The sequence below is a fragment of the Blautia sp. AM28-27 genome (assembly GCF_003480905.1).
Lineage (GTDB): Bacteria > Bacillota > Clostridia > Lachnospirales > Lachnospiraceae > Fusicatenibacter > Fusicatenibacter saccharivorans.
On sequence record NZ_QUJK01000001.1, the window covers coordinates 839,910 to 862,354 of the forward strand.

The 22,445-nt window shown below is 48.6% G+C and carries 21 protein-coding genes; 18 read left to right on the forward strand and 3 right to left on the reverse strand.

Annotation, left to right across the window (positions count from 1 at the left end; all coding sequences use genetic code 11):
- Positions 1-32 precede the first annotated feature (32 nt).
- The gene (locus DW743_RS19005) at positions 33-107 is read right to left on the reverse strand and encodes a DUF6783 domain-containing protein (RefSeq protein WP_373141018.1); all 75 of its coding nucleotides are present in this window, start codon (positions 105-107) and stop codon (positions 33-35) included.
- A gap of 51 nt (positions 108-158) precedes the next feature.
- Between DW743_RS19005 and DW743_RS04020 the strand changes: the two genes are divergently transcribed.
- From DW743_RS04020 to DW743_RS04030, 3 genes are all read left to right on the forward strand, one after another.
- Entirely contained in the window at positions 159-1,766 is a 1,608-nt protein-coding gene (locus DW743_RS04020; protein WP_055227879.1) for a spermidine synthase, read from the forward strand.
- 144 nt (positions 1,767-1,910) lie between these two features.
- A complete protein-coding gene (locus DW743_RS04025) occupies positions 1,911-3,134 on the forward strand; it encodes a M28 family metallopeptidase (RefSeq protein ID WP_055227880.1) in 1,224 nt (407 codons plus the stop codon).
- A 78-nt stretch (positions 3,135-3,212) separates the two neighbouring features.
- The gene (locus tag DW743_RS04030) at positions 3,213-3,707 is read left to right on the forward strand and encodes a GNAT family N-acetyltransferase (RefSeq protein WP_055227881.1); all 495 of its coding nucleotides are present in this window, start codon (positions 3,213-3,215) and stop codon (positions 3,705-3,707) included.
- Here the strand turns inward: DW743_RS04030 and DW743_RS04035 are convergent.
- A complete protein-coding gene (locus DW743_RS04035; protein ID WP_055227882.1) occupies positions 3,676-4,563 on the reverse strand; it encodes a LysR family transcriptional regulator in 888 nt (295 codons plus the stop codon). The two genes, DW743_RS04030 and DW743_RS04035, sit on opposite strands and share 32 nt — an antisense overlap.
- 123 nt (positions 4,564-4,686) lie before the next feature.
- On the opposite strand from DW743_RS04035, the gene DW743_RS04040 reads away from it, so the two are divergent.
- From DW743_RS04040 to DW743_RS04055, 4 genes are all read left to right on the forward strand, one after another.
- Positions 4,687-6,054: an MATE family efflux transporter gene (locus tag DW743_RS04040; RefSeq protein WP_055227883.1), complete on the forward strand. Its 1,368-nt coding sequence runs from the start codon at positions 4,687-4,689 to the stop codon at positions 6,052-6,054.
- A 114-nt stretch (positions 6,055-6,168) separates the two neighbouring features.
- Positions 6,169-6,453: a hypothetical protein gene (locus DW743_RS04045; RefSeq protein ID WP_117508977.1), complete on the forward strand. Its 285-nt coding sequence runs from the start codon at positions 6,169-6,171 to the stop codon at positions 6,451-6,453.
- An 88-nt stretch (positions 6,454-6,541) separates the two neighbouring features.
- Positions 6,542-7,387 (forward strand): S8 family peptidase, encoded by an 846-nt coding sequence (locus DW743_RS04050; RefSeq protein ID WP_055227885.1) that lies wholly within the window; start codon positions 6,542-6,544, stop codon positions 7,385-7,387.
- Between the two features lie 165 nt (positions 7,388-7,552).
- On the forward strand, positions 7,553-8,755 hold the full coding sequence (locus DW743_RS04055; RefSeq protein WP_055217983.1) for an NADP-dependent isocitrate dehydrogenase: 1,203 nt from the start codon (positions 7,553-7,555) through the stop codon (positions 8,753-8,755).
- Positions 8,756-8,853: 98 nt separating this feature from the next.
- Here the strand turns inward: DW743_RS04055 and abc-f are convergent, their stop codons facing one another.
- Entirely contained in the window at positions 8,854-10,779 is a 1,926-nt protein-coding gene (gene abc-f / locus DW743_RS04060; RefSeq protein ID WP_055227886.1) for a ribosomal protection-like ABC-F family protein, read from the reverse strand.
- A 154-nt stretch (positions 10,780-10,933) separates the two neighbouring features.
- Between abc-f and DW743_RS04065 the strand changes: the two genes are divergently transcribed.
- The 11 genes from DW743_RS04065 to DW743_RS04115 all read left to right on the forward strand — a co-directional run bounded on the left by DW743_RS04065 (position 10,934) and on the right by DW743_RS04115 (position 22,404).
- The gene (locus tag DW743_RS04065; protein ID WP_022462574.1) at positions 10,934-11,590 is read left to right on the forward strand and encodes a redox-sensing transcriptional repressor Rex; all 657 of its coding nucleotides are present in this window, start codon (positions 10,934-10,936) and stop codon (positions 11,588-11,590) included.
- 89 nt (positions 11,591-11,679) lie between these two features.
- On the forward strand, positions 11,680-13,188 hold the full coding sequence (locus tag DW743_RS04070) for an NAD(P)H-hydrate dehydratase (RefSeq protein ID WP_117760311.1): 1,509 nt from the start codon (positions 11,680-11,682) through the stop codon (positions 13,186-13,188).
- Between the two features lie 192 nt (positions 13,189-13,380).
- Positions 13,381-13,728: a type II toxin-antitoxin system PemK/MazF family toxin gene (locus DW743_RS04075; RefSeq protein ID WP_022462572.1), complete on the forward strand. Its 348-nt coding sequence runs from the start codon at positions 13,381-13,383 to the stop codon at positions 13,726-13,728.
- A 137-nt stretch (positions 13,729-13,865) separates the two neighbouring features.
- Positions 13,866-14,594 (forward strand): YebC/PmpR family DNA-binding transcriptional regulator, encoded by a 729-nt coding sequence (locus tag DW743_RS04080; RefSeq protein ID WP_022462571.1) that lies wholly within the window; start codon positions 13,866-13,868, stop codon positions 14,592-14,594.
- Positions 14,595-14,677: 83 nt separating this feature from the next.
- A complete protein-coding gene (locus tag DW743_RS04085) occupies positions 14,678-15,337 on the forward strand; it encodes a ClpP family protease (protein WP_022462570.1) in 660 nt (219 codons plus the stop codon).
- 121 nt (positions 15,338-15,458) lie between these two features.
- Positions 15,459-16,325, forward strand: a complete 867-nt coding sequence (locus tag DW743_RS04090; RefSeq protein WP_022462569.1) for an undecaprenyl-diphosphate phosphatase — start codon at positions 15,459-15,461, stop codon at positions 16,323-16,325.
- Positions 16,326-16,349: 24 nt separating this feature from the next.
- Complete coding sequence (locus DW743_RS04095; protein ID WP_022462568.1) at positions 16,350-18,890, forward strand: FtsK/SpoIIIE family DNA translocase; 2,541 nt, start codon at positions 16,350-16,352, stop codon at positions 18,888-18,890.
- Between the two features lie 123 nt (positions 18,891-19,013).
- A complete protein-coding gene (locus DW743_RS04100) occupies positions 19,014-19,901 on the forward strand; it encodes a sulfide/dihydroorotate dehydrogenase-like FAD/NAD-binding protein (protein WP_055217977.1) in 888 nt (295 codons plus the stop codon).
- On the forward strand, positions 19,901-21,295 hold the full coding sequence (gene gltA, locus DW743_RS04105; RefSeq protein WP_117760310.1) for an NADPH-dependent glutamate synthase: 1,395 nt from the start codon (positions 19,901-19,903) through the stop codon (positions 21,293-21,295). The genes DW743_RS04100 and gltA overlap by 1 nt, the downstream gene beginning before the upstream one ends.
- Positions 21,296-21,400: 105 nt before the next feature.
- The gene (gene rlmH, locus DW743_RS04110; RefSeq protein ID WP_117760309.1) at positions 21,401-21,880 is read left to right on the forward strand and encodes a 23S rRNA (pseudouridine(1915)-N(3))-methyltransferase RlmH; all 480 of its coding nucleotides are present in this window, start codon (positions 21,401-21,403) and stop codon (positions 21,878-21,880) included.
- Between the two features lie 26 nt (positions 21,881-21,906).
- On the forward strand, positions 21,907-22,404 hold the full coding sequence (locus tag DW743_RS04115) for a pyridoxamine 5'-phosphate oxidase family protein (RefSeq protein WP_117760308.1): 498 nt from the start codon (positions 21,907-21,909) through the stop codon (positions 22,402-22,404).
- The last annotated feature ends 41 nt before the right edge of the window (positions 22,405-22,445 follow it).

A 22,445-nucleotide genomic window follows, 5' to 3' on the forward strand; every position in this document is an offset into this window, starting at 1 on the left:
TGGAAAAATATATTGCAAAATTCCAAAGAAGTCTATAGTATGATAGTAGAGCGCGTTTGAAAAATCATTTCCGCATTCTGTGCGTTCCATTTTGCGGTATGTTTCACTCTTTTGCCGGCATGATGGCAGCAAAAAGATAAAATAAAAAAGGAGTCGACATGGAAAGAAAAAATCGTGGCATCTTAAAAAACAAGTTATTTTTGTATCTGACAGAATTTTTTTCCGGAATGTCTGTGATGGCGGTAGAACTTGGTGCGAGCAGGCTGCTTGCCCCGTATTTTAGTTCTTCACAGATTGTATGGACGATCATCATCGGAACCATCATGATTGCTATGGCACTGGGAAATATCTATGGAGGCAGAACGGCGGACAAGTCGCCCAATCCGGACAAGCTCTATGGACGTATCATCGTAGCTGCTTTATGGATTGCGTTAATTCCCGTGGTCGGAAAATATATCATTGTTGGCATTTCTGCGGTTCTGATTTTTTCCGTAAATAACAATTTTCTGATCCTGGCTGCGTTTGTGGCCTGTATGGTAATTTTTGTGTTCCCGTTATTTTTACTGGGTACGGTAACTCCGTCGCTGGTCAAATATTCGGTGAGCAATCTGGATGATAACGGAAAAACGGTGGGAACACTGGGAGCATTCAATACGATCGGCAGCATTATTGGTACCTTTGTGCCGACGTTTGTTACGATCCCTGCGGTTGGAACATCGATCACTTTTCTGATCTTTGCGGGAATTTTACTTGCGTTATCCATCGTGTATTTTGTGATGGAAAAAGCAGGGAAAAAGAAAGTGATTGCATCGGTACTTATTTTCGCGTTCTGCTGTGGAACAGGTTATTCCGATTCCTTCGCATTCTGGGAAAACAACCTGACATATGAGGGAGAGTCTGTATACAACTATCTTCAGGTGTACGAAAATGATGAGAGAGTAGCATTGTCTACCAATGTTCTGTTTGGCGTACAGTCTGTCTATATGAAGCAGGATGAACTGACCGGAATGTACTATGATTATGCGATGGCGGCGCCGCTTATGCTCAAAGACAAGCCGACAGATCAGATGGATGTGCTGATCCTTGGCATGGGTACGGGAACCTACGCCACACAGTGCAGGAAATATTTTGGGGACATGAATATCGAAGGCGTAGAAATTGATGAGAAGATCACGGATCTCTCTCGGAAATATTTCTCACTCTCAGAGGATGTTCCGGTGACTACTTACGATGGAAGAGCGTTTTTAAACGCCTCGCAGAAAGCATATGATGTGATTATGGTTGATGCATATCAGGACATCACAATTCCATTCCAGATGTCCTCGAAAGAGTTCTTTGCGCTGGTGAAATCGCATCTGAAGGACGATGGCGTCATGGTGGTAAATATGAATATGCGAGGAACGAAAGAGGGAAACATCAATCAGTACCTTTCAGATACGATTGGAAGTGTCTTTACTACCGAGGTTATCGTCGATGTGGCGGGATCATCCAACCGGGAACTCTTTGCGTCGGACGATCCGGACATCGGAAAGAATCTGACGAAGCATACAGGCGAACTTACAAATGCAAATCTGAAAAATATGATGCAGGAAGTTGCTTCAAATCTTACAGAATATCAAAAAGGAAATTATATCCTCACAGATGACCAGGCGCCGGTGGAACTGCTTGGCATGCAGGTGATCGATGAATTGATTAAAGATGAGGTCCAATACTATAAAGATATCTATAAAGAACGGGGAATCAAAGGGTTGATGGAGTCTCTCTGATATTTGGGCGCAACATGGAAAAGCGTAAATCATGAAAATCTGGCTTGCGCTTACAAATGGGATTTCGATTTTGGTTATGAGCAAGTAGCGAAAGCGGATTGCGAATATCCGCTTGACTAAAGGAAGAAAGGGAAGGTAAATATAATGAAATTACAATCTATTTTTGACCAGACAGATTTTGTGCATGCAAGCGGCACAAAAGAAGAATTGCAGGTTGCAAATTATTTAAAGGAGCAGTGCGAGACATTAGGAGTCCCGGCAGAACTGGAAAGTTTCCGCGTTGCAATGGGCGAAATCGAAGAGGCACATTTGTATGCAGACGGGATGGGAATTCCATGCAAAGCGCTCACATGCTGCGGAAGCGGAAGCGTGGAAGGCGAACTCTACTATATGCCGGGAACCGATCCGGTTTCCGTTGCCGGTGCAAAAGATAAAATTGTGCTGATGGATACGCAGGGAATCGGATTTTTTGCGTACCAGGATTTGATGAAAGCAGGCGCGAAAGCGATTCTGTTCCAATATGGAAACAGCTATTACCCACATACAGACATTGATCAGAGAGATCTTCGGGAAGCCGTTGTCGGAGAGGAAAAGAAAGTGCTCTGCGCTATGATTCACTCCGCACAGGCAGTAGAACTTGTGAAAAATAAAGTAAAACAGATCCGTCTGGAAATCCGGCAGAAGGAATACGATGGAGAATCCCATAATGTGATTGCAGAATTGCCGGGAAAAAGAGAAGAATGGATCGTTTTAAGCGCGCATTATGATACGACATCGCTTTCGCATGGTGCATATGACAACATGAGCGGATGCGCAGGGCTTCTTGGAATCATGGAGCAGATGAAAGGGAAAGAGCTGAATTATGGTCTTCGGTTTGTATTCTGCGGAAGCGAAGAAAGAGGACTTTTAGGATCAAAAGCGTATGTCAGAGATCATGAAAAAGAACTGAGACAAACAGTACTGAACATCAATCTGGACATGATCGGAACGTATATGGGAAAATTTATCGCCTGTGTATCGGCAGAAGAAAAGCTTACCCATTACATCAGCTATATGGCTGCAGAAGTTGGATTTCCAATTGCGGCAGAAAACGGCGTCTATTCCAGTGATTCCACACCATTTGCCGATCATGGGGTTCCGGCTGTTTCGTTTGCGCGTATTGCCAACGGAAATGTCGCCCCGATTCACTGCCGCTACGATGTCAAAGATGTGATGTCGATGGAGCAGCTGCAAAAAGATATTGATTTCCTGACAGTATTTACCGGAAGATTCGCAAACGCAGCGGTCTGCCCGGTGGCAAGAGAAATACCGGAAACGATTCGGAAACAATTGGATGAATATTTGTTTCGCAAGAGAAAAGAAGCCTGATATACTTCGATCACGGATATGAGCAGCGAGACGAATTGCAAATAGGAAAAAGAACGACAGTGGCAGGAGAGAGAAACCATGAAAAAAATAGAACTGGTAGAAATCAGGCAGGTAAACGATGCCCTTGCAGAAATGGTTGCGCTGTTTCGAGTAGAACTGCGTTCCTATAAAGGAATTGCATCAAAACCGAACGTGGAAGACGGACGGGAAGAAATGAAGGAATACCTTTTAGCAGGATTTCCAGTGTTTGCCGCTACGGTGCATGGCGAATACGCAGGTTATGTTGTCTGTCGTATTGAGAGCGAGGTGGTGTGGGTGGAATCCATCTTTGTCAGAGAAGAGTACCGCCGGCAGGGAGTCGCTGCCGCACTGCATGGCAAGGCAGAAGAAATTGCAGCTTCTTATGGAAACGATACGGTTTACAACTATGTCCATCCCAATAACCACAGGATGATTGAATTTTTGAGAAAGCGTGGTTACACCGTTCTGAATCTAATTGAGATCCGTAAACCGTATCAGAATGAAAAACTGACGCAGACGATTACGGTTGGGGAACATGAATTTGATTATTGAGGGAGTCATTTTCATCCCACAATTCCAGAAAAGCCCGAAGTTCAGACGGAAGGCGCCCCTTGCGCCAGGCAAGCAGGATTTCGGTTGTAAGGTCTGCATCTGTGATGGTGCAGGCCTTTAATTTATGGGAAAGATTCAGCATGGAGGCCGGCAGAAGAGCGATGCCAAGGCCTTTTTCTGCCATTGTCATTGCCGTGCGGGCGTCCTCGCAGGTGAGATAGATATCGCAGAACAGACCTGCCTGCTCGAAAGCGGAGAGCATGTATTTCCGGTAGCGGTTCGACAGAATCAGCGGCTGCTCGGCAAGTTCTGTAAGCGAAAGGGTTTCACGCCCGGCAAAAAGCGGGTGAGAAGGGAGTGCCATGGCGGTGATGCTCTCTTTTAAAAGGGTCTTCGTCTCGCAGCCATTTAAAACGATTGGCGTGCGGAGCGTGGTGAGATCCACCATGTGATTTTCGAGCTGGTCTTTTAAAGCAAAGGTAGAACCTTCGTGGACATCGAAATGGATGTGCGGGTATTTCCAGGAAAATCGCAGGAGATAGTCGGCGAGCAGTGAAACGGTGGATGGCGTCATGCCGATGTGGAGTGTCGCAGACTGACTGGATTTTACGACTTCGCGCCTGGTGAGATCCGCAAACATCAGAAGCGTTCCTGCCTGTTCATACAGTGTTTTTCCTGCCTCGGTCAGAGTGATTTTCTTCGTGCCGCGGATGAGAAGAGGAACCTGAAGCTCTTCCTCCAGCATTTTGATCTGATAACTTAACGGCGGCTGTGTCATATGCAGCACCCGTGCCGCCCCGCTGATGGTTCCCGCATCCACGATGGCGCGGAAGTATTCGAGTTGTCGAAGTTCCATAAAAATCCTCCTGAAAAAAATATATAAAAATTATTTAATTTCAATATAAAAACAATAATTTACATATAGAATACGCCATGCTATACTGAAAAGCAAGTGAAAAAGAAGGGAATGAGGGAACAAATGAAACGAATTGATTTCGAACATGGAACCGTAACCGGAAACATCCTCGGGGCAGCGCTCCCGATGCTGGTTGCTCAGATTTTGAGTCTGCTGTACAATATTGTAGACCGCGTCTACATCGCGCGGATCCCGGAGGTAGGAACGGCGGCACTCGGTGCAGTCGGTCTGTGTTTTCCGCTGATCGTTATCATCACAGCATTCAGCAACTTGTTTGGAAGCGGCGGCGCTCCGCTGTTTTCGATTGAGCGTGGAAAGAATGATCAAAAAAAGGCGGAACGTATTATGAATACGTCGTATTCCATGGTATGTGTCTGTGCTGTCATACTGATGGTGATCGGCTTTTTGTTTGCCCGTCCACTGCTGTCGCTGTTCGGTGCATCGGCAGATGCGATGGTATACGCGTATCCTTATATGATGATTTATCTGATCGGAACTTTGCCGTCGATGGTGGCAACCGGCATGAACCCGTTCATCAACGCGCAGGGCTACTCGACCGTTGGCATGCTTTCCGTCACGATCGGAGCGGTCGCAAACCTGCTGCTTGACCCGCTGTTTATCTTTGTATTTGGCTTTGGTGTGCAGGGGGCTGCGATTGCAACTGTGATTTCCCAGACACTTTCCGCCGTGTTCGTTCTGTATTTCCTGACCCGAAAATCGGAACTGAAAGTGCGCTTTGTGCGGAAAGATGAAATTTCTGAGTGTGCAGGCTATGCGAAAAATATTGTCAGCCTCGGTACCGCGGGATTTATCATGCAGCTGACCAACAGCCTTGTCACGATCTGCTGCAACAACGTACTCTCTGTGACCGGCGGTGATATTTACATCTCTGTTATGACGATTGTATCGAGCGTGCGTCAGCTCGTCGAGACACCGATCTATGCAATGAATGAGGGAACTTCTCCGATTTTGAGCTATAATTACGGTGCACGCCGTCCGGCCCGCGTGCGCAAGGCGATGTGTGTCATGAGTGCGATGATCCTCGGCTATACCGCAGTGATGTGGAGCGTGATTGTTCTGGCGCCGCATGCGCTGATCGGTATTTTCAGTTCGGATGCGGTACTGACAGCAGATGCGGTTCCGGCTCTGAAGCAGTACTTTGCAGCATTCATTTTCATGGATCTGCAGTACATTGGACAGACCGTATTCAAATCTCTGAATAAAAAGAAACAGGCGATCTTTTTCTCTCTGCTCCGAAAAGTATTCATTGTTGTACCGCTCACCTATCTGATGCCGTACGTACTCCACATGGGAACGGACGGTGTCTTCCTTGCCGAACCGGTATCAAACGTAATCGGCGGAAGTCTCTGCTTTATCACCATGCTGATTCTGGTTCTGCCGGAATTGAAGCGAATGGAGCAGCAGAAGTAATGTTTTTGAAAAGTTTCTGAAAAAAGGACAGGAAGATCTTTACCGAAACGGTTTTGGCAGATATCTTCCTGTTTTTTATTGCCATACATACAATATGATGCCTCGGACAATCTGATGCGCATTGGAGTCCCGGCGCTCCGCATTCTGGCAGTGGCCTATCTGCTTTCGATTCCAGGCCTGATCTATCAGGCGGCGTTGCAGGGACTTTCCCTTGGAAAAGAAAGTATGTACATATCCATGACACGCCAGGCGATTCTGCCGCTGGTGTTTGCATTTCTTCTCAAAGGATTTGGAAACCTGAATCTGATATGGGGCGCCTTTGTCCTGGCTGAGCTCTGCGGCATCCCGCTTGCAGCAGCTCTCTGGAAACGGAAAGGGGAAAAGCAGATTCAGTTTTAAGTATAGAAAAGAAAAACAAAAAGGCTGTTCTTTGCGAAAGGCAGCCTTTTTTGCATACCATAAGATAAGAATACACAGGGGCTTATGGATGAAAGAGCAGGAAAATCTGACAGGAAAAGGAATTACAGCCGCCGTGCTGGATACAGGGATTTTTCCCCATATGGATTTTGACGGCCGGATTGTAGCCTTCCGGGATCTTGTGTACGGGCGGGAGACGCCTTACGATGACAATGGACACGGAACGCATGTCTGTGGTATCCTTGGCGGAAGTGGAAGAGCGTCCGGCGGAAAATACCAGGGTGCGGCACCGGGATGCCGGTTTGTCGTAGTGAAGATTCTGGACCGAAGGGGAAATGGAAGAAAGCAGGATATCCTCGCGGCGATTGACTGGGTGTGCAAAGAGCGAATAAGACTTAATATCCGCATTTTAAATATTTCAGTGGGAACAACAGAGCAGGAAAAAACGGTGGATGATCTGCTAGTACAGGCGGTGGAGCGCGCCTGGGATGACGGGATCACTGTTGTGACAGCGGCCGGAAATCTGGGGCCCGCTCCGGGCAGTATTACGGCGCCGGGGAGCAGCAGAAAAGTGATCACCGTGGGAGCGGGCGATCTGCTGGAGCCAAGAAGAGGAATCTCCGGATGCGGCCCGACACGGGACTGCGTCTGCAAACCGGATCTTGTCGCGCCTGGAAAACGTCTCATTTCCTGCGCGCCTGGAAGAAGCAGGAAGGAATATGTGGTGAAGAGCGGCACCTCGATGGCGGCACCGCGGGTGTCCGGAGCCGTGGCTTTGGCACTTGAACGGGTTCCGGATCTTACAAATGTCCAGGCGAAAATGCTGCTTTGCGAATCGGCGAGAGACCTTGGCCTTCCGCGCAACCGTCAGGGGCATGGGATGCTTCAAACAGACCGTTTTCTGTCTCTTCTGTGAGACACTGTGCGGCAGCATAAAAAAAGAAAAATGAAGGAAAACACCTCTCATCCTGCAAAAATTGTGTGAATTTATGGGAAAATGCCAAAAAATCAGGCGAATTTTGACTTGACAAGCTATAGGATACTTTATACAATAAACGGGAATAGAAAAAGGAGGCCTACTATGGAAAAAATTCAGATGACCACTCCTCTGGTAGAGATGGATGGAGATGAGATGACCAGAATTCTCTGGAAAATGATCAAAGATGAGCTGCTTCTCCCGTTTATTGACCTGAAAACGGAATATTACGATCTGGGACTGGAACACAGAAACGAGACGAACGATCAGGTAACCGTAGATTCCGCAAACGCTACCAAGAAATACGGTGTAGCAGTCAAATGTGCCACCATTACGCCGAATGCAGCGCGTATGACCGAGTACAATCTGAAAGAAATGTGGAAGAGCCCGAACGGAACGATCCGTGCCATGCTCGACGGAACCGTTTTCCGTACCCCGATTGTCGTAAAAGGCATCGAGCCGTGCGTGCGCAACTGGAAAAAACCGATCACGATTGCCCGTCATGCATACGGAGATGTCTATAAAAATGCAGAAATGCGCATTCCGGGACCGGGAAAAGCAGAGCTGGTTTATACGGCTGAGGACGGCACCGAGACAAGAGAGCTGATCCACAACTTCACCGGCGCCGGTGTCATTCAGGGCATGCACAATCTGGATAACTCCATAGAAAGCTTTGCGAGAAGCTGTTTCGAGTACGCACTGTCCACGAAACAGGATCTGTGGTTTGCAAGCAAGGATACGATTTCCAAGAAGTATGATCACCGCTTCAAGGATATCTTCCAGGAGATCTTCGATGCAGAGTACAAAGAGAAATTTGCAGAAGCAGGCATTACCTACTTCTACACTCTGATCGACGACGCCGTTGCCCGCATCATGAAAGCAGAGGGCGGCTTTATCTGGGCCTGCAAGAACTACGACGGCGATGTCATGAGCGACATGGTATCCTCCGCCTTCGGTTCCCTTGCGATGATGACTTCTGTTCTCGTATCCCCGCACGGATATTACGAGTACGAGGCTGCGCACGGAACCGTACAGCGCCACTATTACCGTCACTTAAAAGGTGAGGAGACATCCACCAACTCCGTGGCCACCATTTTTGCATGGACCGGCGCACTCAGAAAACGCGGGGAAATGGATGGAAACGCAGAACTTTCCGCATTTGCAGACCGTCTGGAAAAAGCAACGATCGCAACGATCGAGAGCGGAAAAATGACAAAAGACCTTGCGCTGATCACCACCATGGAAAATCCGACCGTATTAAACAGCCGTGATTTCATCCTGGCCATCCGCGAGGAGCTGGAGAAATAATTAAACGAAGCAAAAAAGAAAGCCGATCCGGCATTCCCGCAAAAAGGGATGCGCCGGACCGGCTTTTTCTGTTTTGAATTTTCCGGGGAAAACCAGGCCTATTCGGCAAGCTCTTCCCATTTTTCATACAGCTCTTCGAGTTCCGCGGCAATCTCTGCTTTCTCTTTGCTTAATTTCACACACTCTGCCACATTCGTTGCGACTTCCGGTTTCGACATTTCCTCATCAATTTCCGAATCGCGTGTCTCAAGCTCTTCAATTCGTTTCTCCGTCTTTTTCAGCTCGTTTTCTTTCTTGCGGAGACGTGCCTGTTCTTCTTTCTGCGCTTTCCAGTCCAGCTTTGTGGAGGAGGCTTCGGAAGGAGCCGCTGCTTCTTCCGGAGCGGCGGCATCGGCAGCAGGAGCATAGATGCGGGTCAGCTCTTCTTTTTTCTCCAGATAGTAATCGTAATTTCCGATATAGTTGACGAGTGTCTGTCCCGTCAGCTCCAGAATCCGGGTTGCGGTCTGGTTAATAAAATAACGATCGTGGGAGACATATAGCACCGTTCCGGTGTAGTCCTTCAGTGCATTTTCCAGAATCTCTTTAGAGACGATATCGAGGTGGTTGGTCGGCTCGTCGAGGATCAGGAAGTTGGCGTTCGAGAGCATCAGCTTGGCAAGGGAAATTCGTCCGCGCTCACCGCCGCTCAAGGTATGAATCGGTTGGAAGACATCGTCGTTTGTAAACAGGAAGGCGGCCAGCACATTTCGGATTTCGGTGTTTGTCAGATATGGATACGCGTCGGAAATCTCCTGGAAAATGGTCTTTTCCATGTGGAGCACCTGATGCTCCTGATCGTAGTAACCGATTTGTACACGGCTTCCAAGTGTAAAAGAGCCGACATCCGGGCGGATGACTTCGTTTAAGATCTTTAAGATCGTCGTTTTTCCCGTTCCGTTGTTTCCGATGATTGCGACGCGCTCCCCGCGCTTGATTTCGAAATTCAGATCCTGGAAAAGCGTCTGTCCCGGGAAGGCTTTGGAGAGGTGCTCGACGGTCAGCACATCGTTTCCGCTTGTGATGCGCGGTTCCAGACGGATCCGCATATCGGAGCGTACTTCGGTCGGCTTTTCCAGCACATCCATTTTGTCCAGCATTTTTTCACGGCTCTCGGCGCGTTTGATGGATTTCTCGCGGTTGAAAGATTTCAGCTTTGCAATGACTTCTTCCTGATGGTGGATTTCCTGCTGCTGGTTGACCCAGGCATGGTAAGCGGCTTCACGGAGCATTGCTTTTTTTTGACTGTAGGCGGTATAGTTTCCCTCAAAAGTTGTTACTTTTTTATTGTCCACTTCAACGACTTTTGTGACAACGCGGTCGAGAAAGTAACGGTCATGGGAGACGATCAGGACGGCTCCGCTGTAATTTAAAAGATACGTTTCGAGCCAGGAGATCGAGTCCATATCGAGGTGGTTGGTCGGCTCGTCGAGCAGAATGATGTCCGGTTTGGTGAGCAGCAGTTTACCAAGTGCCACGCGGGTCTTCTGACCGCCGGAGAGGGAGTCCACCTGTTTTTCAAAATCGCTCTCGGAAAAGCCAAGACCTTTTAAAACACCGACGACTTCACTGCGGTACGCGTATCCGTTTTCCAGTTCAAAGGTATGGGAGAGGCGGGTGTAGGTGGAAAGAAGTTCATCCAGCTCTGCACCGGATTTTGTATTCATATCACTTTCCATCTGACGGAGGCGTTCCTCCATATCAATCAGATTCTGTTTCGCGGTCAGCACTTCCTGGTAAATGGAAAGGTGTCCGGTCAGATCCTGATGCTGGGCGAGATAGCCCATCGTCTTTCCTTTGGAGAGGATGACCTCTCCCTCATCGGCCCTCATTTCGCCGATGATGATTTTTAACAGCGTCGATTTTCCGGCGCCGTTGATGCCGACCAGTGCGGCTTTTTCGCGTTCTTCTATATGAAAAGATGCATTTTTGATAATTTCCGTTGTCCCGAATGCTTTCGAGATATTCTGACATGCAAGAATCATGTGGTTCCTCCAGATAACATATTTCTGTATTTTGACATAATACACCATCCTTATTATAGAGAGTAATACACAAAATTTCAAGAAATCTTTGACAATTTTCTATCAACCATATATAATATGAATATATGCAGGTGTAAATAAGGAGGAATTTATCTTGGAAGAAAAAGGAATTTCGCGGGCAGTTATCAAAAGACTTCCTAGATATTATCGTTACCTGGGCGAATTGCTGGAGGACGGAGTAGAACGGATCTCTTCCGGTGAGCTGAGCGAGCGGATGAAAGTGACAGCTTCCCAGATTCGCCAGGATTTAAATAATTTCGGCGGCTTCGGCCAGCAGGGGTATGGTTATAACGTGCGGTATCTGTACAGCGAGATTGGAAAAATCTTAGGTCTGGACAGAGTCCACAATATGATTTTTGTCGGAGCCGGAAATCTGGGACAGGCACTTGCCAATTATGCGGCCTTTGAAAGAAGCGGATTCAAAACGGTCGGTATTTTTGACGTCAACCCGGTATTAAAAGGAATCTCCGTGCGCGGAATTGAAATCCGCATGGCGGACGAGCTTCCGGAATTTATCAAGGAACACCATGTAGAGATTGCGGCTTTGACACTGCCAAAAGCAAAAGCGGTAGAGATGGCAGAGATTCTCGTGGACAACGGTGTAAAAGCAATCTGGAATTTTGCACATACCGATCTAAACTTAAAACTTCCGAAAGATGTGATCGTCGAGAACGTCCATCTTTCCGAAAGTCTGATGCGTCTCTCCTACAATCTGACCAGATATGAGGCGGAGCATCCAAAGAACAATTAAGAAACCAAAACAAAAGCAGGAGAGTCTTCGGGAAACCGGAGACTTTTTCTGTTCACTTTCCGGATAAGGCAGGAAAAGGAGGAAAAGCGATGAAACGGATTCTTACAGCAGCACAGATGAAGCAGGCAGACCGCAATACGATCGAAACCATGGGGGTACCGTCCCTGGTACTGATGGAGCGCGCGGCGCTGTCCTGCGTGGAGGAGCTTCAAAATGGAACATGGGATACAGGAAAAGTCCTTGCTGTGTGCGGTCCCGGAAATAATGGAGGGGACGGTGCGGCAATTGCACGGATTTTAAAGACGAAAGGGGTGGATGCGGAACTGTTCTGTCTTGGAAATCCGGAAAAATACAGTGAAGGCATGAGAGCACAGAAGAAAATTGCGGAAAATTATGGGGTCCGTGAGGTTAAGAATCCGGATTTCCGGGAATATACTGTTATCATAGATGCCATCTTTGGAATTGGCGTATCCCGTCCGCTGGCAGGGGAGTACCGGAGGGCAGTGGAAGCAATCTGCGCAAGCGGTGTTCCTGTTCTTGCCGTGGACATCCCTTCGGGGATCCACACGGATACCGGAGAGGTCCTTGATGCGGCGGTGAAAGCCAGAGCCACGGTGACATTTGCCTGTGCAAAGCCAGGGCTTCTTTTTGATCCCGGAAAACGATATGCCGGAGAGGTCCTGGTCCGTGATATCGGAATCGGCTTTGATGCAGGAGAAGAGGAGACGCCCTGGTACGGTTCAGTGGAAAAAGAAGATCTGGACCGGTTTCTTACCCGCACGCCGATGGGAAATAAGGGAACCTTCGGAAAGGTGCTGGTACTTGCCGGTTCCGGTGCCATGTGCGGAGCCGCTGTTTTGTGTGCCAGGGCAGTCCTTGCATCCGGTGCCGGCATGGTAAAGGTTGTGACAGAGGAAAGAAACCGTACGCCGCTTTTCTGTGCCCTGCCGGAAGCAATGGCGGATTTCTGGAAGGAGGATGAGCCGCTTCCGGAAGAAGCCCTGCTGCAGGATCTCGCCTGGGCGGACGCTGTTGTTGCGGGACCGGGGCTTTCCAAAAGCCGGACGGCAAAAGAACTGCTCGTTTTTACGGTGCAGCACACAGAAGTTCCTCTTGTTCTGGATGCAGATGCGCTGAACCTGATTGCAGAAGATGCAGAGATTCTTTCGGGCTGCCGGGCAGAAAAAATTTTAACGCCTCATGTAGGAGAGCTTGCACGGCTGCTGCACACGACCATTGCAGAATGCCAGCGTGAGCCGGCAGGAAGCGCCGGAAGGGCAGCCGAAAAATACCAGGCCTGCTGTGTACGAAAGGATTCCGTAACCGTGACAGCAGAGGAAGGGCGTGAGCAGTATTACATAAACACAAGCGGAAGCAGTGCGCTTGCGACGGCGGGAAGCGGCGATGTGCTCGCGGGAATCACAGGCGCCTTTGCAGCAAAACGTCAGTGTGAAAAAAATGAGAAAAAAATCAGCCTTGCCAAAACAGCGGCACTGGCGGCATATGCGCATGGAAAGGCGGGAGAGGCTGCGGAAGAAAAAAGCAGTGCTTCCTATGTAACAGCATCCGAGATTATCAGAGGATTGCAGTCAATCTGAGCAAAGCAGATCAGAATCACGGGTTCCCAAAAGGACTCCGGGCGGACTTTTTTGAAGTGCCGGATGAAATTTGTGAATACCTCCGGAAAAACAGGCAATATTAAATACATGGAAACGATTTTAAAAGGCGTAAAACGCCGGATCGTTATCGTATGGGAAAGCAAAACGGAAAGAATCGGAGAGTGAGCACAAGTGGTAATCAAGCGTGGCGATGTATATTATGCCGACCTGCGGCCCGTTGTGGGAAGTGAGCAGGGCGGTGTCCGTCCGGTGCTGATCATTCAGAATGACATCGGCAACCGGCACAGTCCGACGGTGATCTGTGCGGCGATTACATCGAGGATGAATAAGGCGAAGCTGCCGACACACATTGAGATCGAAGCGTCCGCCTATGGGATTGTACGGGATTCTGTTATTTTACTGGAACAGCTTCGGACGATCGATAAGAGAAGGCTGAAAGATAAAATCTGTCATCTGACGCCGGAACAGCTGGCCCTTGTGAACGAAGCACTGAAAATCAGCCTGGATCTGCCTACATAAGGGGTATTTTTGGCGCGGTTCACGGTTGACGAATGAGAAAGATCGTGCTATATTCTATATTATATGGGCTTCTGCCGTTTTTCGGGGAAACCTTTTTACAGAAAAGCAATACTTTAAATAAAGGAGACAAAAGAGGTATGTCAGGACATTCAAAATTTGCCAATATTAAGCATAAGAAAGAAAAAAACGACGCAAAAAAAGGTAAAATCTTTACCATCATCGGCCGTGAGATCGTAATCGCTGTCAAAGAGGGCGGACCGGATCCGGCAAACAACAGCAAGCTGCGTGACGTTATCGCAAAAGCAAAAGCAAACAACATGCCGAACGATACCATCGACCGCGGTATTAAAAAAGCTGCCGGAGATGCAAACGCAGACAACTACGAGCGTATCACCTACGAAGGTTATGGCCCGAATGGTATCGCGATCATCGTAGAGACTCTGACCGACAACAAGAACCGTACCGCAGCAAACGTAAGAAGCGCTTTCACCAAAGGAAACGGAAGCGTTGGAACACCGGGATGCGTATCCTACATGTTCGACAAAAAAGGCCAGATCATCATCGACAAAGAAGAGTGCGAAATGGATGCTGACGATCTGATGATGCTTGCTCTGGATGCAGGCGCAGAAGACTTCGCAGACGAAGAGGACAGCTACGAAATCATTACCGATCCGGATGACTTCTCCGCAGTACGTGAGGCTCTGGAGAAAGACGGTATCGCCATGGCAGAGGCAGACGTTACCATGATCCCACAGACCTACGTAGAGCTGACCGATCCGCAGGCATTAAAAGATCTGAACCGTACCCTGGATCTGCTGGATGACGACGACGACGTACAGTACGTATACACCAATCTGGACGAGTAATTTCGCTGGAAATTACATAGAATCATAAGAATCTGCGCATACTGATGAAGCTATTTTGGAATAGCAGAAAAGAGGAAATCCGTATGGCAGAATCACAGAAAAACCAGACAGAAAAAGAAAATATTGTAGAACTGAAGACCAACATTTATCTGCTGTCCATCATCGGCGAGGTGGAGGGGCATGAATCACTCGGCGAGCGCACGAAAGCGACGCGCTATGAGCACATTCTCCCTGCTCTTGCCCGTGCCGAGGAGGACAAAAGTATTGATGGTCTTCTGATTCTCCTGAATACCGTAGGCGGAGATGTGGAGGCCGGTCTTGCAATTGCAGAGATGATTGCGTCCATGCGAAAGCCTGCGGTATCGCTCGTTTTAGGGGGTGGTCATTCGATCGGTGTCCCGCTCGCCGTTGCAGCAGACTATTCGCTGATCGTGCCGAGTGCCACCATGGTCATTCACCCGGTGCGTACAAACGGCATGTTCATCGGTGTTGCACAGACGTACCGTAATATGGAAAAGACGCAGGATCGGATCACAGGTTTTGTATCGGCCCATTCTAAAATCACCAAGGAACGGCTCGAGGAGCTGATGCTCGATACGAAAATGCTGGTCAAGGATGTCGGAACAATGCTGGACGGCCCGCAGGCAGTGGAAGAAGGCCTGATCGACGAGGTCGGCGGCATTGCCCGCGCGCTCGAAAAGCTGAATGAGCTGATGAAAAAGGCAGCAGGGACAGAAAATTGACTTCACGGCGCGGCTTGTGTTTCAGGGGATTTTGTGTTAGAATGAGTTCGCTGTGAAAATTCGAACGGAAGTTTTGTCCGGACTTTCACAAAAGAGAAAAATAAGGGAACAGGATAAAAAAATGACAGTAATAGAAGCTTTATTTCTGGGCCTGATCCAGGGAATCACGGAATTCCTGCCGATCAGCAGCTCCGCACATCTGATTATCTTCCGTCACTTTATGAAGATCGAAGATACGCAGACGGTGTTTTTCAATGTGCTTTTGCACTTTGGCTCCATGATTGCAATTCTGCTCACATTTTCGAAGGAATGGAAACGTCTCTTCCTCGCGCTGTGCGGAATCATAATCGATCTGTTTCATAATTTAAAGGAACACTTTTCCAGTCAGCATCAGGAGAGAAAGCAGTACCGGAAGGTACTCGGCAGCAACTACCGTATGCTTGCTTTCCTGCTGATTCTGACCACCATCCCGACTGCTGTAATCGGCGGCATGATTCAGAGCCTTGTCACACTGACCTCCTCGAATCTGCTGGCACCTGGCGTTGGTCTGTATCTGACGGCGATTCTGCTTGTGGTGGCAGATATGCTTCCGGAGGGAGAAAAAACGCAGAAAAATTTGAAGCCGAAAGATGCACTGATTGCCGGATTCTTCCAAGGCTTTTCCACGATTCCGGGTCTTTCCCGTCTTGGTTCGACTATTTCTGCGTGTGTGATCGGCGGCATGACCCGTTCGTACGCTGTGAAATACTCTCTGATTGTGAGTGTTCCGGCGATTATCGGGGCAACGATCGTTGAAATTGCGACCATGGGAAAAAATAAAATTGTTTTTCATCCGGTATATCTGGTCGGCGTTTTCATGGCGGCACTTGCCGGTTACTTTACGATCCGCATTCTGATGCGTGTGGTGAAAAAACGGAAACTGAAATATTTTGCTTTGTACTGTCTTCTTGTCGGGACATTCTCCATTGCAGGATATTTTCTGCTGTAATACGAGAAAGGGGAGAAGTTCTGCATGGCAAATACAACAAAGGGAAGCGGGAAGACAAAGAAAAAAACTTCTGCTTCCGGAACAGCAAAAAAGAAACAGACCCAAACAACGGCCAGAAAAACAACGGCGAAAAAGAGCAGTACCGCAAAACGTACCTCCGGCACAAGGAAAAACACAGTCCGTGAGCCGATGGACGAGGGAGTGCGCGCAGAAATTATTCTGCTTTCCGTGCTTGCTGTTTCGATTCTGCTGATGCTCAGTAATTTCGGTATGGGCGGCGTGATCGGACAGGCTGTCTGCGACTTCTTTTTCGGCCTTTTCGGCGTGACAGAGTGGGCAGCACCGGTTCTGATCTTCTTTGGAACAGCATTTTACATAGCAAACAGACAGAACTTTTTAATTGTGCGGAAAACCGGGGGAGCGATCAGCTGCTTCGTCTTTTTCTGCGCTTTTATGCAGCTTCTGGCGTCCGGCTATACGAGAGATACGACATTTCTGGATTACTATTTTGACAGCGCCTACGATCATCTCGGCGGAGGAATCTTAGGAGGGTCTGTCGTGAAAATTCTCGGCATGGGATTCGGCCAGATCGGTGCGTGGGTGATTATTGTGATCGCCATCGTGATTTCCGTGATCGTGATGACGCAGAAGCCGATTCTCGCGCCGATCCATGAAAAGACGAATGACCACCGCCGGATGGCGGAGGAGCGCCGCCAGGAGCGTCTGGCGCGCCAAGCTGCGATGGAGGAAGAGGAAGGAAAAGAGCTGATTCTTGAGCCAGTGGAGGAACCGAAAAAAGCCGGGAAGAAAAAGAAATCCCGCCTTCTTTCTCATGTGGAATCGAAGGCTGATTTAAACGAAAACGACGATACCCATCAGATGGAGATGCCGGAGCTTTCGATTCACCGTGGTTCTGTGCCGGCTGAAGAGCCGGAAAAGACAGGACCGGAGATGACACGGCAAGCTGCAGAAGAGGCGAAAAAAGAGAAAACGTCTGCGGATCATACGAGAAATCCGCGGTCTTCCTGTGAAGAGATCGAGGCGGATATAGACGGCATTCGTCAGGAAATCGGGAAAAAAGCAGAGGAAAAGCGGCCGGAGTACAAAACACCGCCGATGAATCTTCTGAAAAAAGGGATGCGCGGTGCCATGGGCGATTCCGATGCGCATTTGCGGGAAGTAGCGCGGAAACTGGAGGAGACGCTGGACAGCTTCGGTGTCAAAGTTACAGTCAATAACGTAAGCTGCGGACCGACCGTCACACGGTATGAGCTGATGCCGGAACAGGGCGTGAAAGTAAGCCGGATTGTCGGATTGACCGACGATATCAAGCTGAGTCTTGCAGCAGCAGATGTCCGCATTGAGGCACCGATCCCGGGAAAATCCGCAGTCGGAATCGAGGTTCCAAATAAGACGAACACGGCCGTGATGCTGCGTGATCTTCTTGAAACACCGGAGTTTAAGAACTTTTCTTCGAATCTGGCCTTTGCTGTCGGAAAAGACATCGCCGGTCAGCCGGTCATCGCAGATATCGCGAAAATGCCTCATCTTCTGATCGCCGGTGCGACCGGTTCCGGTAAATCGGTCTGCATCAACACACTGATTATGAGTATTATTTATAAGGCAAAACCGGAAGACGTCAAACTGATCATGATCGACCCGAAGGTCGTTGAGCTTTCTGTTTATAACGGCATTCCGCACCTTTTTATTCCTGTTGTCACAGACCCGAAAAAGGCTTCCGGAGCTCTGAACTGGGCGGTTGCGGAGATGACAGACCGTTATAACAAATTTGCGGAATTCAACGTGCGCGATATGAAAGGCTACAATGCAAAAGTTGCCGAGCTGCCGCCGGATGAAAACGGCAAAAAACCGGAAAAACTGCCGCAGATCGTCATTATCGTGGATGAGCTTGCCGACCTGATGATGGTTGCGCCGGGAGAAGTGGAGGATGCGATCTGCCGTCTGGCACAGCTTGCCCGTGCGGCCGGCATCCATCTGATTATTGCAACACAGAGACCTTCCGTCAATGTCATCACTGGTCTTATCAAGGCAAATATGCCGTCCCGTATTGCATTCTCGGTTTCTTCCAGCGTAGATTCCCGTACGATCCTCGACATGGGAGGTGCGGAAAAACTGCTTGGAAAAGGCGATATGCTCTACAAGCCGCAGGATTACCAGAAACCGGCCCGTCTGCAGGGATCCTTTGTTTCGGATAAAGAGGTCAGCGATGTCGTTGCCTACTTAAAAGATCACTACGGCGAGAACGCTTATGATCCGGATATCGAAAAACGGATTCACACCGTAAGCCTGGATGGCGGTTCTGCCGCAGGCGGCGGAGATAACCGCGATAATTACTTCGTGGAAGCCGGAAAATTTATCATCGAAAAAGATAAGGCATCGATCGGCATGCTCCAGAGAGTGCTGAAAATCGGTTTCAACCGCGCGGCCAGAATCATGGACCAGCTCGCGGATGCCGGTGTCGTAGGACCGGAGGAAGGAACCAAGCCGAGAAAAGTTCTGATGTCCATGGAACAGTTCGAAAATTATCTGGAGGAACACGGATGATGGGAAAAGATGTTGTCCGTTGTTTACAAATAACCGGAAACGTGATAAAGTATTAACATAAAATGCGCGAAAATCCAAGTCGTGCTTTTGTTAAAATATTTCTAACAAGATTAGGAGGATATTATGTACAAGATTCAAGAAGCGGAAATGCTCGCGAATAATATCTACCGTATGGTAGTAGAAGCACCGCGAGTAGCACAGCACTGCCTCCCTGGACAGTTTGTTATTGTCAAGGCAGATGAAGAAGGAGAAAGAATTCCTCTGACCATTTGTGATTACGATAGAGAAGCAGGAACTATCACCATCGTATTCATGCCGATCGGAGAATCTACCAAAAAAATGAAAGATCTCAAAGCGGGAGATGCTTTCATGGATTTCGTAGGACCTCTGGGGCAGCCGTCCGAGTTCTGCAGCGAAGATATCGAAGAACTGAAGAAAAAACGGATCGTATTCGTAGCCGGCGGTGTTGGAACTGCACCGGTTTACCCGCAGTTAAAATGGCTGCATGAGCATGGAATCACTGCTGACGCCATTGTCGGAGCAAAGACAAAAGATCTCGTTATTCTCGAGAAAGAAATGTCAGCTGTCAGCAATCTGTACATAACCACAGACGATGGTTCTTACGTAAGAAAAGGTATGGGTACCGATGTACTCCGCGACCTTGTACAGAACCAGGGCAAACAGTATGATGTCTGTGTTGCCATCGGACCGATGATCATGATGAAATTCGTATGTCTTCTGACAAAAGAACTGAACATCCCGACCGTTGTCAGCATGAACCCGATCATGGTAGACGGAACCGGTATGTGCGGTGCCTGTCGTCTAATGGTAGGCAATGAAGTAAAATTTGCCTGCGTAGACGGACCGGAGTTTGACGGTCATCTGGTAGACTTCGACCTGGCTATGAAACGTCAGCAGATGTACAAGACAGAAGAGGGAAGAGCTCTCTTAAGATACCAGGAAGGCGCAACCCATCACGGTGGATGCGGCCAGTGCGGAGGTGACAAATAATGGCAAAGGGATTAAATAGAGTACCGGTACGTGAGCAGGAGCCGAAGGTACGTGCCACAAATTTCGATGAGGTATGTCTTGGATACAACAAAGACGAAGCAGTAGAAGAAGCACAGCGCTGCCTGGGCTGCAAAAATGCAAAATGTATCACAGGATGCCCAGTTAATATCAACATTCCGGCATTCGTTGCACAGGTAAAAGAAGGAAATTTCGAGGAAGCATACAAGATTATCGGTGAGTCCAGTGCGCTCCCAGCAGTCTGCGGCCGTGTATGTCCACAGGAGAGCCAGTGCGAGGGCAAATGTGTCCGCGGAATCAAAGGCGACGCTGTTTCCATCGGTAAACTGGAGCGTTTCGTTGCTGACTGGGCAAAAGAAAACGGTATCAAACCGGTTCCGGCAGCAGAGAAAAACGGCCACAAGATCGCAGTCATCGGTTCCGGCCCGGCAGGACTTACCTGCGCAGGAGACCTTGCAAAACTTGGTTACGATGTAACCATTTTCGAGGCACTTCACAAAGCTGGCGGTGTATTAAGCTACGGTATTCCGGAGTTCCGTCTTCCGAAAGACAAAGTAGTTGCTGCTGAGATCGAGAACGTAAAATCTCTCGGTGTTAAAATTGAGACCAACGTTATCATCGGAAAATCCGTTACCATCGACGAGCTGTTAAAAGACGAAGGATTTGAAGCAGTCTTCATCGGTTCCGGTGCTGGCCTTCCGATGTTCATGGGAATCCCGGGTGAGAACGCAAACGGCGTATTCTCTGCAAACGAGTTCCTGACCAGAAACAACCTGATGAAAGCATTCCGCGATGATTACGATACCCCGATCGCACACGGCAAGAAAGTTGCTGTAGTCGGCGGCGGCAACGTAGCTATGGACGCTGCAAGAACCGCACTTCGTCTCGGCGCAGAGGTACACGTTATTTACCGTCGTTCTGAGGCGGAGCTTCCAGCCCGTGCAGAGGAAGTTCATCATGCAAAAGAGGAAGGTATCATCTTCGACCTTCTGACCAACCCGGTAGAAATTCTGACCGACGACAAAGACTGGGTAACCGGTATCCGCTGCATCCGTATGGAACTTGGCGAGCCGGACGCTTCCGGAAGAAGAAGACCGGTTGAGATTCCAGGATCTGAGTTCGAAATCGAAGTAGACGAAGTTATCATGTCTCTTGGTACTTCCCCGAACCCGTTGATTTCTTCCACCACCTACGGTCTGGATGTCAACAGAAGAAAATGTATCGTAGCTGAGGAAGAAACCGGAAAGACCAGCAAAGAGGGCGTTTACGCCGGCGGTGACGCTGTAACAGGTGCAGCAACCGTTATCCTTGCTATGGGTGCCGGAAAAGCCGGAGCTAAAGGAATTGATGAGTATATCAAAAGCAAAAATGCATAAGGCATTGCTTTTCTAAACTAAAAGCCATATAGACGCGGACAAAAAGTGATCTATATGGCTTTTGGTGTTTTTGACAGATATCCGAAAGGGTTTTAAGATTACAGAATGAAAATTACAGTATTGACAGTAGGAAAAATCAAAGAAAAATATCTACGGGATGCGATTGCCGAGTATTCCAAGCGCCTCAGCCGCTATGCAAAGCTGGAAATTATCGAGGTGGCGGATGAAAAGACACCGGACAACGCGAGTGAAACCGTAGAGACAAATATCAAAAACAAAGAAGCAGAGCGCCTTCTCAAATATATCCGGGATGACGCTTATCTGATTACATTGGAAATTAAGGGAAAACAGCTCACATCCGAGGAGCTGGCCCAGAAAATAGATACGCTCGGCGTGCAGGGAACGAGCCATATTATTTTTGCGATCGGCGGTTCCTTAGGGCTTGGCGAGGAAGTTCTGAAGCGTTCGAACTATGCGCTCAGTTTTTCAAAAATGACATTTCCGCATCAGATGATGCGGGTTATTCTGCTGGAACAGATTTACCGGAGCTACCGCATTAACTGCGGGGAGCCATATCATAAATAGCTGCGAATAAGAGAGGTGTGATTGCGATGCGTGAAATGCGTTTAAAAAAGCGGGAGATTACAGATCCTGAAATTTTAAGAGAAATTCTGGAAAGCTGCGAGGTTGTGCGGATCGGGGCGATGGATGAGGAAGGCATGTTTATCGTGCCGATGAATTATGGATATGATGTCCGGGAAGAAGATGGAACTCTTCACGTCTGTCTGTACCTGCATGGGACAAAAGAAGGGCGGAAGGCGGCTGCATTTGCAGCGGATCCGCGCGTGGCAGTGGAGATGGATTACAACCATGAAGTGATTACAGGTGACTATACGTGTGCGTATTCCTATGCGTACCGCAGTATCATGGGAAACGGAACCATCACGGAGGTGACAGATCCGGAGGCAAAGAAGAAAGGCCTGGAAAAAATCATGGCGCATATCGCACCGGAGGCGAAGATCGCTTTTCTGCCGGAGATGGTGGAGCGCGTTGCCGTATGGCGCATAGACATCGATACATTTACCGGCAAAGAGCGCAGACGAAAATAGAGTGTTCGAAGCTTCGCAGGCTGCAGACGGAAAAAGACAGC

Excerpts from the sequence above, each read along its gene's own strand:
- DW743_RS04020 (WP_055227879.1), top strand. The coding sequence starts at position 159 with ATGGAAAGAAAAAATCGTGGCATCTTAAAAAACAAGTTATTTTTGTAT.
- DW743_RS04025 (WP_055227880.1), top strand. The coding sequence starts at position 1,911 with ATGAAATTACAATCTATTTTTGACCAGACAGATTTTGTGCATGCAAGC.
- DW743_RS04030 (WP_055227881.1), top strand. The coding sequence starts at position 3,213 with ATGAAAAAAATAGAACTGGTAGAAATCAGGCAGGTAAACGATGCCCTT.
- DW743_RS04035 (WP_055227882.1), bottom strand. The coding sequence starts at position 4,563 with ATGGAACTTCGACAACTCGAATACTTCCGCGCCATCGTGGATGCGGGA.
- DW743_RS04040 (WP_055227883.1), top strand. The coding sequence starts at position 4,687 with ATGAAACGAATTGATTTCGAACATGGAACCGTAACCGGAAACATCCTC.
- DW743_RS04045 (WP_117508977.1), top strand. The coding sequence starts at position 6,169 with ATGCGCATTGGAGTCCCGGCGCTCCGCATTCTGGCAGTGGCCTATCTG.
- DW743_RS04050 (WP_055227885.1), top strand. The coding sequence starts at position 6,542 with ATGAAAGAGCAGGAAAATCTGACAGGAAAAGGAATTACAGCCGCCGTG.
- DW743_RS04055 (WP_055217983.1), top strand. The coding sequence starts at position 7,553 with ATGGAAAAAATTCAGATGACCACTCCTCTGGTAGAGATGGATGGAGAT.
- abc-f (WP_055227886.1), bottom strand. The coding sequence starts at position 10,779 with ATGATTCTTGCATGTCAGAATATCTCGAAAGCATTCGGGACAACGGAA.
- DW743_RS04070 (WP_117760311.1), top strand. The coding sequence starts at position 11,680 with ATGAAACGGATTCTTACAGCAGCACAGATGAAGCAGGCAGACCGCAAT.
- DW743_RS04080 (WP_022462571.1), top strand. The coding sequence starts at position 13,866 with ATGTCAGGACATTCAAAATTTGCCAATATTAAGCATAAGAAAGAAAAA.
- DW743_RS04085 (WP_022462570.1), top strand. The coding sequence starts at position 14,678 with ATGGCAGAATCACAGAAAAACCAGACAGAAAAAGAAAATATTGTAGAA.
- DW743_RS04090 (WP_022462569.1), top strand. The coding sequence starts at position 15,459 with ATGACAGTAATAGAAGCTTTATTTCTGGGCCTGATCCAGGGAATCACG.
- DW743_RS04095 (WP_022462568.1), top strand. The coding sequence starts at position 16,350 with ATGGCAAATACAACAAAGGGAAGCGGGAAGACAAAGAAAAAAACTTCT.
- DW743_RS04100 (WP_055217977.1), top strand. The coding sequence starts at position 19,014 with ATGTACAAGATTCAAGAAGCGGAAATGCTCGCGAATAATATCTACCGT.
- gltA (WP_117760310.1), top strand. The coding sequence starts at position 19,901 with ATGGCAAAGGGATTAAATAGAGTACCGGTACGTGAGCAGGAGCCGAAG.
- rlmH (WP_117760309.1), top strand. The coding sequence starts at position 21,401 with ATGAAAATTACAGTATTGACAGTAGGAAAAATCAAAGAAAAATATCTA.
- DW743_RS04115 (WP_117760308.1), top strand. The coding sequence starts at position 21,907 with ATGCGTGAAATGCGTTTAAAAAAGCGGGAGATTACAGATCCTGAAATT.